General features: G+C 41.4%; 22 protein-coding genes. 1 reads left to right on the top strand and 21 read right to left on the bottom strand.

What is annotated here, in order from left to right; all coding sequences use genetic code 11:
• Nucleotides 1-193: 193 nt before the first annotated feature.
• Together H8Z82_RS09005 and H8Z82_RS09000 are read right to left on the bottom strand one after the other, a co-directional pair.
• Complete coding sequence (locus H8Z82_RS09005) at nucleotides 194-433, bottom strand: helix-turn-helix domain-containing protein (protein WP_006857574.1); 240 nt, start codon at nucleotides 431-433, stop codon at nucleotides 194-196.
• Nucleotide 434: 1 nt separating this feature from the next.
• Nucleotides 435-854 carry an RNA polymerase sigma factor gene (locus H8Z82_RS09000; protein ID WP_016440028.1) on the bottom strand — a complete coding sequence of 140 codons (420 nt, stop codon included), beginning with the start codon at nucleotides 852-854 and terminating at the stop codon, nucleotides 435-437.
• 568 nt (nucleotides 855-1,422) lie between these two features.
• Between H8Z82_RS09000 and H8Z82_RS08995 the strand changes: the two genes are divergently transcribed.
• Nucleotides 1,423-1,776: a helix-turn-helix domain-containing protein gene (locus H8Z82_RS08995; RefSeq protein WP_117579305.1), complete on the top strand. Its 354-nt coding sequence runs from the start codon at nucleotides 1,423-1,425 to the stop codon at nucleotides 1,774-1,776.
• 63 nt (nucleotides 1,777-1,839) lie between these two features.
• On the opposite strand, the gene H8Z82_RS08990 is transcribed toward H8Z82_RS08995, so the two are convergent.
• The 19 genes from H8Z82_RS08990 to H8Z82_RS08900 all read right to left on the bottom strand — a co-directional run.
• Nucleotides 1,840-2,028, bottom strand: a complete 189-nt coding sequence (locus tag H8Z82_RS08990) for a cysteine-rich KTR domain-containing protein (RefSeq protein WP_117579306.1) — start codon at nucleotides 2,026-2,028, stop codon at nucleotides 1,840-1,842.
• A 127-nt stretch (nucleotides 2,029-2,155) separates the two neighbouring features.
• On the bottom strand, nucleotides 2,156-2,542 hold the full coding sequence (locus tag H8Z82_RS08985) for a hypothetical protein (protein WP_186994929.1): 387 nt from the start codon (nucleotides 2,540-2,542) through the stop codon (nucleotides 2,156-2,158).
• A 10-nt stretch (nucleotides 2,543-2,552) separates the two neighbouring features.
• Nucleotides 2,553-3,194 (bottom strand): ABC-2 transporter permease, encoded by a 642-nt coding sequence (locus H8Z82_RS08980; protein WP_117836164.1) that lies wholly within the window; start codon nucleotides 3,192-3,194, stop codon nucleotides 2,553-2,555.
• The gene (locus H8Z82_RS08975; protein ID WP_117836162.1) at nucleotides 3,184-4,053 is read right to left on the bottom strand and encodes an ABC transporter ATP-binding protein; all 870 of its coding nucleotides are present in this window, start codon (nucleotides 4,051-4,053) and stop codon (nucleotides 3,184-3,186) included. The genes H8Z82_RS08980 and H8Z82_RS08975 overlap by 11 nt, the downstream gene beginning before the upstream one ends.
• Nucleotides 4,054-4,431 carry a GntR family transcriptional regulator gene (locus H8Z82_RS08970; protein WP_117579310.1) on the bottom strand — a complete coding sequence of 126 codons (378 nt, stop codon included), beginning with the start codon at nucleotides 4,429-4,431 and terminating at the stop codon, nucleotides 4,054-4,056.
• Between the two features lie 212 nt (nucleotides 4,432-4,643).
• Entirely contained in the window at nucleotides 4,644-5,549 is a 906-nt protein-coding gene (locus H8Z82_RS08965; RefSeq protein ID WP_186994928.1) for a conjugal transfer protein, read from the bottom strand.
• Nucleotides 5,550-5,563: 14 nt separating this feature from the next.
• Nucleotides 5,564-6,568 carry a bifunctional lytic transglycosylase/C40 family peptidase gene (locus H8Z82_RS08960; RefSeq protein ID WP_186994927.1) on the bottom strand — a complete coding sequence of 335 codons (1,005 nt, stop codon included), beginning with the start codon at nucleotides 6,566-6,568 and terminating at the stop codon, nucleotides 5,564-5,566.
• Entirely contained in the window at nucleotides 6,565-8,724 is a 2,160-nt protein-coding gene (locus tag H8Z82_RS08955) for a CD3337/EF1877 family mobilome membrane protein (RefSeq protein ID WP_117836175.1), read from the bottom strand. The genes H8Z82_RS08960 and H8Z82_RS08955 overlap by 4 nt, the downstream gene beginning before the upstream one ends.
• 5 nt (nucleotides 8,725-8,729) lie before the next feature.
• Nucleotides 8,730-11,180 carry a conjugal transfer ATPase TcpF gene (gene tcpF, locus H8Z82_RS08950; RefSeq protein WP_186994926.1) on the bottom strand — a complete coding sequence of 817 codons (2,451 nt, stop codon included), beginning with the start codon at nucleotides 11,178-11,180 and terminating at the stop codon, nucleotides 8,730-8,732.
• Nucleotides 11,167-11,556: a conjugal transfer protein gene (locus H8Z82_RS08945; protein ID WP_021865983.1), complete on the bottom strand. Its 390-nt coding sequence runs from the start codon at nucleotides 11,554-11,556 to the stop codon at nucleotides 11,167-11,169. The genes tcpF and H8Z82_RS08945 overlap by 14 nt, the downstream gene beginning before the upstream one ends.
• A gap of 115 nt (nucleotides 11,557-11,671) precedes the next feature.
• Entirely contained in the window at nucleotides 11,672-12,160 is a 489-nt protein-coding gene (locus H8Z82_RS08940) for an antirestriction protein ArdA (protein WP_117836156.1), read from the bottom strand.
• A gap of 23 nt (nucleotides 12,161-12,183) precedes the next feature.
• Nucleotides 12,184-12,678, bottom strand: a complete 495-nt coding sequence (locus tag H8Z82_RS08935; protein ID WP_181985411.1) for an antirestriction protein ArdA — start codon at nucleotides 12,676-12,678, stop codon at nucleotides 12,184-12,186.
• The gene (locus H8Z82_RS08930; protein WP_015541086.1) at nucleotides 12,660-12,905 is read right to left on the bottom strand and encodes a hypothetical protein; all 246 of its coding nucleotides are present in this window, start codon (nucleotides 12,903-12,905) and stop codon (nucleotides 12,660-12,662) included. Before H8Z82_RS08930 ends, H8Z82_RS08935 begins: the two co-directional genes overlap by 19 nt.
• A 70-nt stretch (nucleotides 12,906-12,975) precedes the next feature.
• Entirely contained in the window at nucleotides 12,976-13,482 is a 507-nt protein-coding gene (locus tag H8Z82_RS08925; protein ID WP_015541085.1) for a superinfection exclusion B family protein, read from the bottom strand.
• Nucleotides 13,483-13,550: 68 nt separating this feature from the next.
• A complete protein-coding gene (locus H8Z82_RS08920) occupies nucleotides 13,551-13,772 on the bottom strand; it encodes a hypothetical protein (protein WP_005363222.1) in 222 nt (73 codons plus the stop codon).
• Entirely contained in the window at nucleotides 13,772-13,903 is a 132-nt protein-coding gene (locus H8Z82_RS08915; protein WP_117690402.1) for a DUF3789 domain-containing protein, read from the bottom strand. Before H8Z82_RS08915 ends, H8Z82_RS08920 begins: the two co-directional genes overlap by 1 nt.
• A 4-nt stretch (nucleotides 13,904-13,907) precedes the next feature.
• Nucleotides 13,908-15,155, bottom strand: coding sequence for a MobT family relaxase (gene mobT / locus H8Z82_RS08910; protein ID WP_117836152.1), 1,248 nt, complete (start codon nucleotides 15,153-15,155; stop codon nucleotides 13,908-13,910).
• A gap of 137 nt (nucleotides 15,156-15,292) precedes the next feature.
• Complete coding sequence (locus H8Z82_RS08905) at nucleotides 15,293-16,696, bottom strand: FtsK/SpoIIIE domain-containing protein (RefSeq protein ID WP_118341700.1); 1,404 nt, start codon at nucleotides 16,694-16,696, stop codon at nucleotides 15,293-15,295.
• 58 nt (nucleotides 16,697-16,754) lie between these two features.
• The coding region (locus tag H8Z82_RS08900) for a hypothetical protein (protein ID WP_456298240.1) at nucleotides 16,755-17,021 on the bottom strand (267 nt) is incomplete at its 5' end.

The raw sequence follows: 17,021 nt of genomic DNA, 5'->3' as shown, positions 1-17,021 counted from the left end.
CAACTTTTCCAACAGTCGCTTACGGATCACTGGCATGGTCGCTCGCTTCTTTATTCCTCCTTTCGTGGGTCATGGCGTTCCAGTCCGTCGGCTCACCGTATATCAAACGTATCTGATTACTTTATTCATTTTTCAAAGAACACTTGTAAAACGGAGCTGGAATGAGGTGATAGAACACTCCGTATATATTCGCTTATTTCACTCTGACTTCAAAACCTAGAATTGCTTTAATAAGAGCAGCTCTGATTCTGCCTTTCAGTTCCATGTCGACCACAATATACATATTTCCGTGTTCATCATAGAACGGGCGTAAACTTGCTTTTGATATGTAAGCGTCATAGTGATTTAATATTTTCTCTATTGCCACTTCGTCGCCATCAGCAGCTAAACTGATTGTGGAGAATAGAGGACACTTTTTTGTAGACTTCATCATGTTATAATTCCTCCTCATACATATCTCTAATGAGCTTTAGTGAACACATTCTGTTTCTATAAACAGAGTTTCTGGAAATATCCAAAATCTCTGCGATTTCTGCGTCTGGTAATTCCAGAAAATAGAACATTAACACAACATTGCGTCGTCTTTCGCTTAATTTTTTGATTGCTTCACATAATTTCTCATCATAGACACGAACTTCTGTACCGAACACATCAAAGGAAGTAAATTCAATCGGGTATTCGTCCGATACACCCAACTGGTTTAATTCCAGCTCTGGTATTTCACAGAAAGATATTTCATGCTTTGCACGTCTGGCAAGTTCTTTGTTGTAGTTCTTTACAGTTCTGCCAATCACCTTACGAGCCAGACAGTCAAATTGAAGTCTTATAGCGTTCTCAAATGAAGAAGGTTTCATAATCTCACCTCCTTTCAAGTTGACGTTGCTAAAGCGAAAAGGCTTTTTACCTCTTTCCGCACTAACACTCAACACGGAGGAGCGATTTGTAACCCAAATCAGAAAAAAGTCAAAAAATTTTTTTAAGCAGCAAAAAAGCACAAGAGCATAAAATGAATGCTGTTCTTGTGCTTTTATAGTTATTCCTGCTATGTAATGTGAAAAACCATATTCAAGGGTATATTGTACCGCTTTAAAGGCTAAGATTTTTTTGACAATATCGGATATATCAAAGATTGTCGATTATGTAGGTTTCTCAATGCGGCTACCTCCTAAAGCCGCTAACCCCAAACCTATATACTGTTTTTCGGGGATGGAAAAAAGGCGGCTTGTCAACCGCCATCTAAACAAAGAAAATTTTTAACATGCAAAAATGCTACTGACAATAGCGGTTTTTTTTATTTACCGCAATGCAGCACTTTTTTAATGTTCCTTTTACGCAGATAGGAACTTACAAACCATACTATGCGTTTTTCTATACCTGTTAGAAAATCAACAGGAACAGTAAAATGTAGTGAGGTGATTACATATGCGTAAAAAAGAAGATAAGTATGATTTTAGAGCCTTTGGTCTTGCAATCAAAGAAGCTCGCATGAAACAAGGTCTTACCCGTGAACAAGTGGGAGCAATGATTGAGATTGACCCACGCTATTTGACGAATATTGAAAACAAAGGGCAGCACCCAAGTTTACAAGTATTTTATGACCTTGTTCATTTATTGAATGTATCAACAGACGCTTTTTTCCTGCCTGCTTCTGATCTGGTGAAAAGCACCAGAAGAATACAGTTGGAAAAGCAGCTTGATAACCTGTCCGACAAAGATTTAGTTATCATGGAAAGCGTTATTGACGGAATCATCAAGTCTAAGGAAGTGGAGGAGTAATCCTATGCTTTTTAGCTTTCCAATAAAATAAGCCGATAACCCAAGATAAAACTATTCTCGGTGTTATCGGCTCTGCGTCTGTGCGTCTGGCTCTTTGATTACTATTATTTGTAGATTTTTGGCTTCTATTAAGGTTTCCTGTTTACATTTCGGACAATAGAGCGGGTAATTTTTTAAAACCGTATCTTCTCTAATTCTGTCACGGGTTTTGTTGCCACAAACAGGGCAGCGTATCCATTCCGTTTTTTTCATCATTACCTCCACTTTGCTATTTCTTTCTGTTTTTCCATGCCTTATAAATCAAATTGGCAATAGGGAACAACACACAAATGACTATAAACCATTCTGGAAAATGTGGCATATCCTATATCCCCTTTCTCTAATGAATTTGCATAAACGCAGCTATAAGTATGCTACCTACACCAATTAAAAATCCTATAATAATTCGTTTTACTGAATAACTGTATATTTTGTCTGGTTGGTTTCGGTCATATCGGATAGGAATATGCGTTCCTATCTCGGAGGTAAGAGAAACCTGTATGCGATTTTTTGACACAATCCGCTTGCCATTTACCAGATAGGAAACCTCTGCCAGTTTTGCATTACGCCATTTTTCGTTTGTCGGGTTTGTAGACTTTATTGAAACAATCATTCCATTTGTTTTCATTGTCTTTCCATGTTTCAAGGCAAACAAAATACAATTAAACAAGGCGAAAGTAAACGATACTCCTGCTATCAAATACAAAATAATTACATCATGTTCCATACGATACCTCCTATGCCAAATCGCTCTTTTCAAAAAACTTAATTGACAGAATAGCGGATATTGAAAAAATGATAAGACTAATTACAATACCAAAAATAATGAGCATTGTTGTGGAAACCGTATTTAAGAAATCAAACTTCATCTTATTTTCTGGTTTAAACAGAGCTGCAAACAAAATAGGGGATGCCATAATAACTAAGACAAAGAAAAATTTTGTTTTTTCATATCCCAGTTTATATAAAGCAGGAAAATAAACAGATAAAAATACAGTGACCGTAAAAAAAATGATAACCGCCATCCTAATATCAAACGTTCCAAGTTTTGGGAAAAGAAGTGTGTCAATCCCAAAAATCAAACAGCATACCGCATAAATAACCAGACAAAATAAATATTTTGAAAGTACAATCAGCCTACGGGGATATGGCGTTGCACAAAGCAGAGTAGCGGCTTTCGGATATTGATGTTCCTTTAAGGAAACATATTGTGTCAACATAAAAATACTGAAAATAATAGTAAGTGTGAAACCCATAGCTCCAGCCGCTTCAGGTGTACGCCAAAGCATAATAGGCGGAATTAAAAAGGATACAATAAGCATAATACCCACATATTTCTTTACAATTAGAAAATCTTTTTTTACTAAGCTAAATAACATTCTTTTTTCTCCTTTCCACATTCGCAAGCATAATGTCTTCAATCGTTGGTCGTTCTATAAGAACATCCTGCATACATTCCATAACAACAGAAGCCTGTTTTGTAATTCCCGTAAAATTAAATGCACTTTCTTCTGTGCAAAGAAACATCTTTCGTGTATCTGAATTCAGTTTCTCTGCACTTCCTTTTATAATTCGATAGCTGTCAAGCAACTGGTCTTTTTCTTCTTGAAAAACAATCTGCCCACTATCAATCATAATCAGCATATCTGCAATTTTGTCTAAATCAGAGGTAATATGCGTAGAAAAAAATACACCTTTTCCATCTTTGTTCATATAATCTTTTAATATATCCAAAAGCTGGCTTCGTACCAGTGGGTCAAGTCCGCTTGTCGGTTCGTCCATAATAAGTAGCTCCGCTTTATGTGAAAGAGCTAATGCCAAAGCATATTTCATACGCATACCTTTCGACAGTGTATTGATTTTTTGCTTTGGGTTAAGCTCGAAACGTTCTAAGTAATCAATAAAATCTTGTTCACACCAGTTTTTATAGGCAGGTGCTATGATGCTTTTCATTTCTGAAATGGTTAATTCATCATAAAAACAACCATCATCAAGCACAATACCGATACGGTCTTTTATTTCGCTTTCATTTCCCTTTATGTCCATACCAAAAAAATTTATTTTCCCCGACACATTGTTGGTAAGCCCTAAAATACTTCGTAGAGTGGTTGTCTTACCTGCCCCGTTAATTCCCACAAATCCAGTGATACATCCCTCTGGTAAATAGAATGAGATGTCCTTCAAGGAAAAATCATCGTAACTTTTATTGATTCCAGATACTTCTAAAATATTGTCCATTCAGTTTTCCTCCTCGTATAGAATGTCCATCATGGCATTTAATTCCTCTTTGCTGATATTTAGTGATTTAGCTGTCTGTATCATATCAAGCATTTTTTTCTCTACAAGTCGCCGTTTGGACTCCCTTAATAATTCAATATTACTTGTAGAAACAAAAGTCCCGATACCGACTTGACTTGTAATAAATCCCTCTTTTTCCAATTCATCATATACCCTCCGTATTGTTAGGACGCTGACTTTTAAATCATTTGCAAAGGAACGGATAGACGGAAGGGCGTCGCCCTCCACTAATTCCTCTCTTAAGATAGCGTCTTTTATTTGGTCTTTGATTTGCTGGTAAAGAGGATTTTCAGATGTATTAGATATTACTATCTTCAAATATCTTTCCTCCTTTAGTGTGATGTTTATATATGCACATTATATACACACATCACTTATGTGTCAATATTCTTTCTGATTTTTCTGGAACTAATCTTCCAAATTAAGAATGGCATTTTTTGTAGCACAATAAGCAATAGCAGTTAAAAAAATTAAACGTGAATGAAAATGATTAAAGGGGAACGGTTTTTAATGTCCATTCCCCATCTTCATTATTTTACAATCTTCCAGTTACTATCTTTTTCCAGTGTCAAATCAAACTGTGAAATCTGTGTTGCCTTTGTCCTCTGGTCGAGATATTTCACTGATACGGACACTTTCACCTGTTCACCATCTTGTGTAAAGATAGGATTTACCAGCTCCGAGAACACATACTCACAATTCACAGGTTCCAGCACATTCCCCGATACATAGTAGGCAAGCTCCTTTTCTGTTGCGGTAGGGTATAGCTTGAAGAATGTTTCCAAGAACTCTGTAACTTCCTCCGCAGTGGCAGCGTCCACTGTTCCGTCCGATTCTTTTGTTTTTGGTTCATAGCCGGATTTTGTTGGTATGCTGCTGATGGTCGGATTCTGTGTAATAACCAGATTTCCGTCACCATCTACATGAACTACCACCATATAAGCGGAAGTGTAGCCGATAGTAGTTTCTCCCTCCGTTACCGTTTGATCTACCGAGTAGACAACGGTAAAGTCGTTCATTCCAGCCGCTTCAACCTCCCAAATCTTAACGTCTGTTACCGTAGAGCTTGTAGGTATATCCATACGGACGGTATCAACATTCAAATCCTGTAAGCTCTTTGTCAGATATTGGTTGATGGCTGCGGTTCGTTTCTCAATGGATTCCTGCGTGTTGCTCCAAGAATAGTAGGACTTCGCAAATGCCTTGACGAAATTCTCTATCTTGTTGGTATCAACAATACGCTGCTCAATGACTTCTTTCTCATGTACCGTGTGCATATCAATGGCGGTGAAATTCTTATACACCCCAAAGCTGACACTGGCAATCAGCACCAGCCATAAGGCAATCACGGTTTTCTTATGCGTGCCAACTTTCATCACAGGCACTTTCTTTTCCTTTTTTGGTTTTGATTCCTTATCCTTTTTCTTAAATAGCATAGCACCATTCCTTTCTAATTGGTTTTCACTCGTCCGGCACCAATCAAGTGTTGCTGCCAGTACGAGCTTGTTAAATCTGCATATCCGATAGGGTCGCCAGCATGATACATTCTGTTGTTTCTAGCATAGATTCCTACATGAGTGACGTATGTTCCAGCGTTATAGGTTGAGTGGAAGAATACCAAATCACCAGCTTTTGCCTGTGACAGCGGTATGTGCTGCGTAGCGTCATACTGTGCCTGTGCGGTACGGGGTAAGCTGATACCAGCCTTTCCGTAGCACCACTGAACCAATCCCGAACAGTCAAAAGAAGTGTTGGGATTGCTGCCGCCATACACATACTTCCAGCCTTGATACTTCAACGCTTCATTGAAGATTGCCTGTGCGGTAGCGTCACTGAAACTAGGCACAGCCAAATACTGGCTGACTAATTTTACATAGAACATATTCCCGTACCTGTAACGCCAGCCGCCATTTTCTTTTATGGCAATCTCATTCTTATAGGTGACTTTGACACCGCCGGACTTGTCCTTTGCGAAACTGACCGCCAGCTCAAAGGTGTACTTTTTCCCATGACTGGAAACGTAATCAATGAAGCTGCCGCCATAGTTATAGGACTGTACCACTGTGTTGATGTCACAGCCTTTCGCTTCTGCGGATTTCAAAAGCTCCGAGAAGTATTTACACCCTTGTTTGATGGAATCCTCCACAGACAAGGAATTAAGCGGTAGACCAAGTGATTCACTGGCTTGCATAACGTCTGTCGTGCCAGTGCCGCCGGATTCCACCTGCATAATCGCAAGCAGGTAATTCACATAGTCAGAAATCCCGTATTCCTTTGCGTATTTTTCTACCGTAGGCTGATGTTTCAAGACTTCTGCTGACAGGTTCAGTCCAGAAAAATCCAAGCTGGAAGAGCCGCTTTCTTCATCATCTGCGGTCACGATAAACAGGAACAGAAGCAGACAGATAATCACTGTGAAAATCCCACCGAACACAGCAAAATGCCTTAACTTCATTTCTTGCCGCCTTTCTTACTTGTAGATTTCTTCATTGTTGATTGATTTGTGGTCTTTTTCTGAACCGTCTTTGTCTGCTTCTGACGTTGTACCGTTTGCCTTGAAATATCTGTGGTAGCTTGTGAATGTTTATTTACTGCTGATGAAGTCTGTTTATCTGCCGGACGGGATTCTCTGACAACCTGTGTTCTTACATTCTCCTGTGATTTTGTCACAGGCTCTTTACTCTTGCTTGATTGCGGCTGCTCCTTTGTCACTGTGACAGGACGCTCTTTGACTTTCTGCTCTTGTTTTGAAGCTGCCGCCTGTGAATCCGATTTTACAGGAACAGGCGTTGTGGCTGGTCGCTCATGCACCGGGGCAGCTCTCTTTGTCGCTGATCCGGTGACCTGTCGCTCTTTATCCTTTGATTCCAGCTTGTCCTGTTCCTTATCCACACTCGGACGCTGTGGATTCTGTTTCTCTGACTGCGACTGTTTCGATACCGATTTTTTATCCACGATTCCACGCTTTGAGGTAGACTGTGATTCCTGCGTATTGCTCTGTGAACTATGTACGGTCTGTGAGGAATCCGTCTGACTTTTCTTATCCGGCAATGCAAGCGGCTTCTGTGATTTGGAATCCGGCAGAGCTGGCGGCTTGCTGTTACCTCCACTGGAAGAAGCAGAAGTATTGTGATTTGCTCTGGTATGCGTATTACCTGTCTGTTTGGTATTGTCTGCCTTTTTCGTAGAAGCAGAAGCCGCCGCAGCACCAGCTACACCGCCAGCAGCACCAGCCGCCATTGTCCTACCGATTTTACGCTCCAAGCGTCTTGCCCTGCGGTTGAGGAACATATACGGGTGTCGCATGATTCGTCTGCTGACTTGCTGTGTATCGGAAGATTGCAGGCTGAACATTGCCATCAAGTCACCTAATTTAAAATAGATTCCGGCAAAGGTGACTATCTGTAGAAATGCCACCATGAAAAACGGATAGCCGGAGGAAATGGAATAAAACATAGTCGAGATACTAAAGGCTGTGGTAATAATCAGTGTGATTCCGGCTCTCATCATAATGGTATTGAACAGCTTCGTAAGAGCCTTTTTTGTCATGCCCTCATAAGTCGGTATCATGGAGAGGATAAAACTAATCGGCAGGAACATGGCGTAAATGATGAATAGCACCTGCGAGAAAATCATCATGCCGGTAAGCAGAAAGACAAATGCCGAGATACCAATATTGAAGATAAACAGGAACACTACCATACCTAAACGGGTCATGGTCTTTGTGACGCTCAAATAGTCATTGTCCTTATCCTCGATTTCCTCAATCACAACGTCCTCTCTGTCGTCCGTGTCTGGACTTTCCGATAACAGGCTTTCCACACGGTCAGAACCGAGCGTTTCTATATCCGATTCTCCGTACTGTAAAAGCAGCCACGGTTGTTTCACCTGTATGGAAAACAGGCTGTCTCTTATTAAATCTACGCTGTCTTTTCCTTTGCTGTTGGAATCGGGCAGCACGATTTTTGTACCGAGCGATAATGCCGAGCTGCTTATATCTGCGGAAAAGTCATTGATTTTGCTGATATAATTGGGGGCGTATGCAATAAAAGAAGCTGACAGGATAAACACCACAAGGAAGTTAATCACCGCATGAACTGCTTTTGTGGTTTCCCTCTTGATAAGTCCTGTGTATGCCACATAGATACCCATTACCAGAATAAGGATAAGCAGAAATCCCACATAAAATCCCTCACTGGAAAAACCGCTGGAAGTGATACCAGCCAACGTCTGAATGTTCTTTCCGATAGAGCTTGCGGTATCAGAGATAAAGTCCAGCTTGTAGGCTTCCTGTACCACATATCCCGTCGCATTGGAAATGTATAAGCTCACCGTCCAGGCAAAGTTTGTGATGGCATATAGTCCGTACTGAATACTTTTGCCGATACCGTCAAGCCAGTTCCACGGCAGCCAATCCCAACTTGAATCCACATAGAAATCAAGCTGGTAGTTTTCCAGCGGATATTTGGAATAGGTGTTAGCGTCACTCACCGTATTGTCTACCAGACCAGCCGCATGAGCTACCGTACCCGTGATAGATAAAAATACCAGCACACCGAGAATCACCGAAAGCGTGATAAGCAGATAACGGACTATTTTTCTCTTGTCCATAGGCTTCACCTCATTTCTTCCGTCTGCACTGGCGGTCTGGTATCAAAGGCATGGAACAGGTCAGAGAATACAGGGTGAATCTGGATAACGCCCACACGCCCATACAAATCTTGAAACAGGCATTGTCCGTTTTCCAAATCCCTAAGTCGTTTCTGGTTGCCCTCGTCCTCCTTATCCACACCGAAAAATTCAAGAGTATTCTTGATTTCCTTTATGTCTGTAGAACGGAACGCAAACTTTAAGCCGATATTGTTCTTCATCTTTTCATCGTCCACATCACTAGAGTTTTGTGTAACGAAGTAAACAGCAGCATTCATGGAGCGTCCAGCACGAATCAGCTTGTTAGACAATGCTTTCCCCTGTGCCACCTGTAGGAACGTCCACGCCTCGTCCAAGTCCACCATCTTAAAAATGCTCCTGTCGGAATGGATAAAATCAAGGGCAAAGGTACTAATGACAATCAGCATAGCCACGGACAATAATTCCATTGTGGTGTATTCTTCAAACTTCGTGTCCTTATCCGGCAACACAAGGTCTGCCACCTGTATGATGTTGAGCTGCCTGTTTAAACTGATGGACTGCTCCACATCACCGTCCGAGAATAAAAGGTGTGCAAAGTCATAATCGGTCATGCTCTCGATATGGTCTGCGATATTTTCTGCCACAGGAGAACCGTCTTTCCTTAATTTATCAATGACACGGAGCAGTCCTCGTTTTTTGCTCTGTGTCACGGAACGGATTGCACGCCTTAATACAGGGAACTTCTCACCGTCACGGGACGAAATACCTGTAAGGAATGTCAGAATGTCGATTGCCAGACTTTCAGCGTCCTTTGTTCGCTTCATAATCACATACGGGTCAAGAAGTCCTCTGTTTTTGTCCTCACTGGTGAGATTAACTATCTTGATTTCCTGTGCAATGTCGGGTATCGTTTCCTGCCAGTTACCACGCTCTGATTTTGGGTCTACAATGACCGCTTTTCCTCCAAACAGCACCGCATAATAGATGATAAGGTTGTTACAGAAAGACTTCCCACCACCGAGCGAACCGAGAAAAGCAGCCGCAAGAGCATTTGTCACAGAACCTTTTACGCCCTGTGCTGCAAGGCTAGGTTTTAGATAGACGTTCTTTCCTGTATCAAGGTTATAGCCGATATAGATACCGTCCGTTTCCCCAAGCTGCTGTGTCGCACCGAAGCCAAGTCCGGCGAGAAAGTCCGAAGTGACGTATTGGATATAATCATTGATATATCTTTTGCTGGACGGGATAAACTCACCATGCAACCCCAACATATCACCGAATGGGCGAACCAGCTTGACGTTCAAATCATCATAGAAATCTTTGACTTCATCACAGCGGCGTTTCAATTCTTCCAGAGTGTCAGCTGCCACACGGATAACGTAGGATAATTTATACATGGATTCTTTGGACTGGTCTAAATTTGTTTCCAGTTCATTCACCGAATCCAGAGCGTCCATGACGTTACTTCCCGTTTCGTTGTTGGATTCCCAAGCATGATTATCCAAGTCTTTCAGCTCTTTCTTTTTGTTCCTAACAGTCGTCAGAGCCTTTTTGTTGGTGACGATTTCCACATTCATAGAAGTGGAAACGGGGAACGTGAATTGCTGTTGCTGATAATAAAATATCTCGCTTGACGGAAAATCCAGCTCACCCACGATATTGTTAATCGTGAAGTAGGCAACAAAAGTTGTCTGATCTTCACGCTCAATCTTTAGGTATCGCTGGTTTTCTTCAATCATGCAGCGTGTCGGACGGATAAGGTCATATCGCTTCACCAGTGTTTCACGCTTTAACTTTTTTATCGGGAGGTCATAACTGTAATCACTGTAGGCAACGCCGGTATTCCCGTAGATATGTTCCAAGAGGTAGCCGAAGTCGTTCTTATCTAGTCTGCGGAACTGAAAGCGGCGTGAGATTTTGCTTTCCAAGAGTTTTTCCATCTTTAGGAAACGGTTGATTTCATCATTACTCATGGAAACGAAGTCACCCATCAGCTTGTGATTGACTTCATAGATAAAATCCGCAAAGGTCATAGCTGCTGATTTTTGCATACCCTTGAAGCTGATTTCTTCCTCATTTACCAGCAGCTTGAAGCCAAGAAAAAAGCGGTAGTCAATCTGATTTTCACCAATCATCTCAACCAACGCTTCTGTCTGTTCATCTACCTTTTTACAGGCAATCTCTTTTAATCTGCCTGTGATTCCCTTTTTGGAACGCTCCTGTACTGCACGCAGGCTGTCCTCTGTGGCAATCTGTAGGGCATGGATTTTTCCGTCACGGTTCTGGGCGATAAGCTGACGGAAGTTGTCATGCACCATGTATTTTTCTTCTGGTGACAGGAACGAATAATTGTAAGGTGTCAGCTCATAGTAGGCAAAGCACTCACCGTCATGGTTGAACACCAGATTGTTTTCTATGTACTTAATCGGGAACATACATCACACTCCTAACTGCGGTCACGCTTGTATTGAATTTCTGATTTTTCAGTTTGATAGCTTTTCCTGCATAGGTCACTTTTGGTCGGAGGAAAAAGCTCACACAGGATTTTAGGAATCCAAAAGGCTTTTTTCCGTCAAAGGTCTTTTGCGATACAAACCAAGTGAACGCCACAGGGATTCCAAAGTATTTGAGAAATGCACCGTCAATCATGTTAAAGGGCGGTAGCTCCCCAAAGAGAATCACCACAAACAGCGACACCACGAACCAAGCCATCTGACTGAATGTGAGCGGGAACGGGAGTTGAAAGTCGTTGATTGCATAAATGACTTTTTCCACGCTCCATATGCTTGTATAGCTTTTGATTTTCTTCAATTTTCACAGCTCCTTTCTGTTCTAAAATGGAAACAGCAGCCTATGTTTCAAGGCTGCTGCAAAAAAATAACCAGTGTCATTTCACTGGCAGATAAAAAATATTCAGTTGTAATTGTTAATACGGACATTCAAACACGCCATGATTGGTGACGACAAAACACCCCTCTAAATCAAGGTCACGCCCGTAGGCTTCATAGTCTATGTAACTGCGGATTCTGTCTGGTATCTCACCCAGACTTTGACATTCATCTATGAAGTAATAGGCAACGTCTGTCATATCGTCACAATCGGGATAATGGATAATATCGTCTGCATGTTCGCACAAATCTTCCAAGCTACTGTAATAGCCTAGCAGTTCCGATAATTCGTCCTGTATGTCTTCTGGTAAGTCCTCCACCATTTCACACAGGCGGTTGACTTCCTCAATGGGTGTGTACTCGTCAATCTCAAAGGGTAGCTCATAATCATGGATTGCGTATTCTTCGTATCTGTCATCCAAGCCGATACGTTCTGCCATCTCGTCATAATCAACGGGCGGCGTAAACCACGCACCCACAAGCTCACCCTCGTTGTATTTCCCAAGATTGGCGATATAGATTCGCATTTCTTCGATACCACATCACCCCTTTACTGATAGCGGAATACGCCGCTTGTGGTAAATAAGTATCTGTCGTCCATTTCCAGCTCACTACCATAGGAGTGATAGTCGATATGTTTCAACAGTTCGTGAGGAATCTCACCAAAAACATATTCTTCACGGATAAGGTATTCTGCCAGAGCTGCACCGTCACCCACATCATAGTAGCGTATCTCGTCCTTGTGGTCGATAAATTCCTCGAAGCTGGAAAACCATTTCTGCTGAATGGCTTTCATTTCATTGCCGATAGGCGTACCCTCCAATTCAAGAACCATGCGGCAGTTGGCATTGATTTCCCAGAGCTGCGTATCGCTGTGTAAGTCAAAGGGCAACTCATAGTCGGCAATCTCAATCTGTTCTTCATGTTCCACACCGATTTTTTCTCGGATTTCCTCAAAGTCCACAGGGCAGTTGAACCAAGCACCAGAATATTCTTCGTCACCCTCACGATACGGTTTTGTATTATTTAACAAGTAAACTCGCATTTCCTGCATGGTCTGTCACTTCCTTTCATCATATCCAGTATTCCCATTATAACAGCATAATCTACACCAAACACATAGTGAGAAAACTTTTCTAACTGTTCTTTAGGATATTGAAGAGGTATCTGTCGTTTGATTTCTTCCCATACCTCACGCTTGCGGTAAGGCAGGTCGGAAACATCATTACAGCCGATATAATCTTTCATATCCTCAAAAATATCTGTTTTCATGTTGTCCTCCAATCTAAAAATTTTGTATAAAAAAAGCAGCAAACCTATTATGATTTACTGCTAATTCATTTTAATAAAATTTTTGCCTTAATTCATCATCATTGTTAATTCTCTGAATAACCCACGGTTGCAAAAAGAATTGAATTTGAGGGTCTAACATATCTACCAAATGAGTTTGTCCTGCTGGTGTAATAATTTGCAGGTGTTGTAACTCAATTACCAATCCATTATTATAAGGAAGTGGCAATGTATGTGTTGGTTCATTGATAAACTCCCGAATCACAATAACTTGTTCTGGTGTCATTCTTTTAAGATATTTTGTTTGTGCTTCAACCAATTTTTTTGATGAATGCTTATCATAAAAGTAATGATATATTTTACTAACTATAAGAACTATTAGTATAGCAGTTGAAACGACAAAAATAATACCTATTGTAAATCCATATTTATCACGAAACTCTGTCATATATAGCCTTTTAGCCAACTGGTCTGGCAATAGTAATAATGCTCCGCTTGCAATAGACAAAGCTCCTAGAATATTAGGCGGTAATTTTAAGAAATCAATAAAATCTTTCATAATCATTCCTCCGCAATTCATTAAATTACAACAAATTATAACATCTTGCGGAGGATATAACAATATGATTACGCCCCGATAATCTTATTGAATAACTGTAACAGTACGTCTTTCACGCCAGCGGCATTGAATACCAGACCGACAGCGATTAAGGCAATCACCAGAAAGCCAATAAGTTTGGAAAACTCACGCTTGAAACCGAGATACACCCCGATAACAGCGATTGCCATAAGCACAAGTGACTGTGCATTGGATAAAAACCAGTTGTATAAGTTCTGTCCGAAATTCATTATTTCTCACCTCTTTTCCATGTTTCCATATCTCTGTCAAACTGGCTGCCAGCCCGTACCAGACACATTGTAACCACTCCGATACCTGCACCAAGAGATACTAAAAATAAATCAAATAAGATATGTTTCATGTTGTCATTCCTCCTTGTTGATGATTTCCTCTGTAGAAGTTGTCTGCTGTTCAATCAGTTTCTTGTGACGCTCCGTGAGCTTCGCATGGTCTAAAATATCTTTGAGATAGGTCGTACCGTTGGTACTGTCTATCTGCTGCAAGACTTTCCATGTGGGAGCTACCTGTCTGCTTATCCAGTTCAGCGTCCGAGTGAGCGTATAAGGCTCTGGTTTGGTCGTCAATTTCAAACGCCCACGATCAGCGCCGATAAAGTACGCCCATTTCTCATTGGTCTGCCATTCGCTGCGTCTTTTCTCCACCTCCTTGTCAGCGAACCGCATATAACGGTTGATAATGTCAAAAGCGGTACGCTCTGCGTCATGGTAGGTCAGCAGGTCACGCACCGCATAATAGGCTCGCTCATTTTTCAGCCGGATTTCAAAACGGTTCTTGATTTTCGCATCTTCAATCGGAATATCGTATTTCACATACTGCTCATAGTCCTTTTCATAGATACAGAAATAAACCTCTGATTTGAGCGAACCGATATAAAGCGTATTTCCCATTCCGTATCTGTCCTGTTCATTGCTTCTCACCAGCTCACCGCTGCGGTAACTCTTGAAGCTGCGGAATACGGAAATACATTCTTCACGGTTGCATTTCTCTGTCAGCTCTGGAATATCCAAGATTCCTGCCATATCGTTGATGGCAAGGTCAAGACGTTTCATCACACCTCCTTCCACCAGAGCGTCCATGAGAAAGTCATACCAGCTCCTATGCTGTGCCAGCAGATAACTTTCCATCTGCCGACAGCCTTTGCCTTTCAGCTCCAGCAGTGTGCCTTTCTCTTTATCAGGTGATGTTAGCACGAACACATCACCAAGCACATAATATTCCGCATAGGAGTAGAATCCGTAGTCCTCATGTATCATTACATCCAGCTTTAATTGCAGAATATCTTCAACAACGTGCCGAACGTCCTGTGTGGGGAATCGGATTCTGACGTAATCCAAGACCATTTCCAACGGATTCTCTGGATTCAGCTTTTCCAGAGCGTCCGTGAATTTCCCCTTGATTTCTTCTGTCAAGGCTACTTTTCCAGATTCAATCCTGCTGACATACTCACGACTGATACCAGCCATGACCGCAAGACGATTCTGGGAAACGCCGTATTGCGTCCGTTTTTCCTTAAAATCGTTTATCCAATCGGTATCATTCAGTTTCAATCCCTCCAATCGAAAAAGGAATGTGACAGTTACCGATTTTGTCACACTCCTTTGAATGTTTGAAAAGTCCTCTGTTTTCAAGGACTTTTTGATATGTAATTGACTGTTTCCAGATAATTTGTGCCCCCCTGTTAGATAACGGGGGCAGATGGTTGGGGCGGCTTACGCCACCCCAACACAGGCTAGTCTGTACCTGCGTCTTTCGCTTCGCACGCCGCCTGTCCGTCCTGCCTGTTTTGTGACAATCCTCCTATCTCTTTTAAAAAGTCATGTCCTTTGGGTACAAGGGGAGTGTAAAACTCGGATATGACACTGTTTCCCGTATCAACATAGCCACGCCCTTTAATCTGCTTCAAGAAAAAGTCCTTGTCTACTTCACCGAACATCATACTGTACCCAAGCTCCGACATACGCCCAAGAGCCACACGGAAATTGAACTGGTCACGGATTCCATCACCGAGATACTTTGCGTCTGGACGCTGACAGGCGAGAATGAGAAAATATCCTGCCTGTCGTCCGAGCATGACTATCTGTTTCAGCTTGTTAAGGACAGCAGCATTCTCCTTTGTGGTGAGCATTTCCATGAACGCCACATATTCATCAAAAATAAGGAAGTGGGGCGATAGTCCTAAATAGGCATAGTTTTCACCTGTCCTGTAATTCTCCATGAGCTTCATTGCTTCACTTCTTGCCATCATACCGTCATAGAACCTGTCAATACAGGCGGTTATATCGTCTTTCTTGTACCAGACTTCCGGCATGACAACGGATAAATCCGCAAGGTCAGCGTTCTTTGGGTCTAAAATATACATGACTGCATTGCTGCGGAGCATAGCTTCAATGAGTGTGAGAATAAAATACGTCTTTCCTCCACCAGTACCGCCAGCAATCAGCATATGAGGGAGCTTGTCATACTCCCACCAGACATTTTTCATCAGACGTAAACTGCCATGTTCAGCCTGTACCTCATTGATAGTGATTCTATTAGCGATAGTGTCATAAAGTAAGACATACTCCACATAGGAATCATGTAGCTCTTTTGACACCAGCTCACAGTACAATCCTGTTTCCAGCTTCTTTTCCAAGTGTAAAAGTTGGTCTTGATATTTCCCTAATGTAATTTCTGTACGGATATACAATAGACCATGTTCCATACGGTAATACAGTTTTGGAAAGTAGTTGATTTTCTCTTTCTTGCCGGACGCTGGCAAGTCCTTAAAAAATCCGCTGTCCTGTGTGGATTCTGATTCATACCAGCCATTCTCTAAAATCATGCGTGCCAGCTTTTGACGGTGAAAAAGCTGTTTCACTCTGTCATACTGGAATCTGCGGTAGAAAAGGGCAGACAACACACAGACCAGAGTCGCCACAATGATAGTCACTATCCTATATGGTGTAATCGGCAAGTAGACGCTGCCATCTTCAAAAAGTGAGATTGCTTTCCAATCCGTAGTGATGATTGACTTTAGGTTCAGCAGCATAACCACCGCAAGGAATAATAGAAGCAGCAAACCAGCCGAGAAACGAAAAACCAGTGATTTATCACTGGCTCTGATACGATATCCTCTGTATGTTTGTAATCTCATAGTTCCTCCTTTTAAGCATAAAAAGCAGCAAACTCCATAGAATTTACTGCTCTAACATTTATTCGGAAAAATACTCCTTTTGATTAATTTTTTCTAATTCACATATCAATTTATAATACTCTGCAAAAAAATTATTATTACATTGACTAAAATCAACATCATTTGGAACAACCAATAATGTTTTCATCATGGAATGATAAGTGGAATTTAAGATATCTTCAAGAACTTTCATAAGTTCTACAGAAATATCTGTGGGATAATATTTGTAAAGTTTATCAATTTCATCTTCGGTTTTACGAATACACTCTCCAAGCCAAATATAAGT

The sequence above is a fragment of the Blautia difficilis genome, assembly GCF_014297245.1.
In the GTDB taxonomy this organism is placed as follows: domain Bacteria; phylum Bacillota; class Clostridia; order Lachnospirales; family Lachnospiraceae; genus Blautia_A; species Blautia_A difficilis.
Note: the sequence above shows the minus strand (reverse complement) of the source record. Positions and strands in the feature narration are given on the sequence as shown.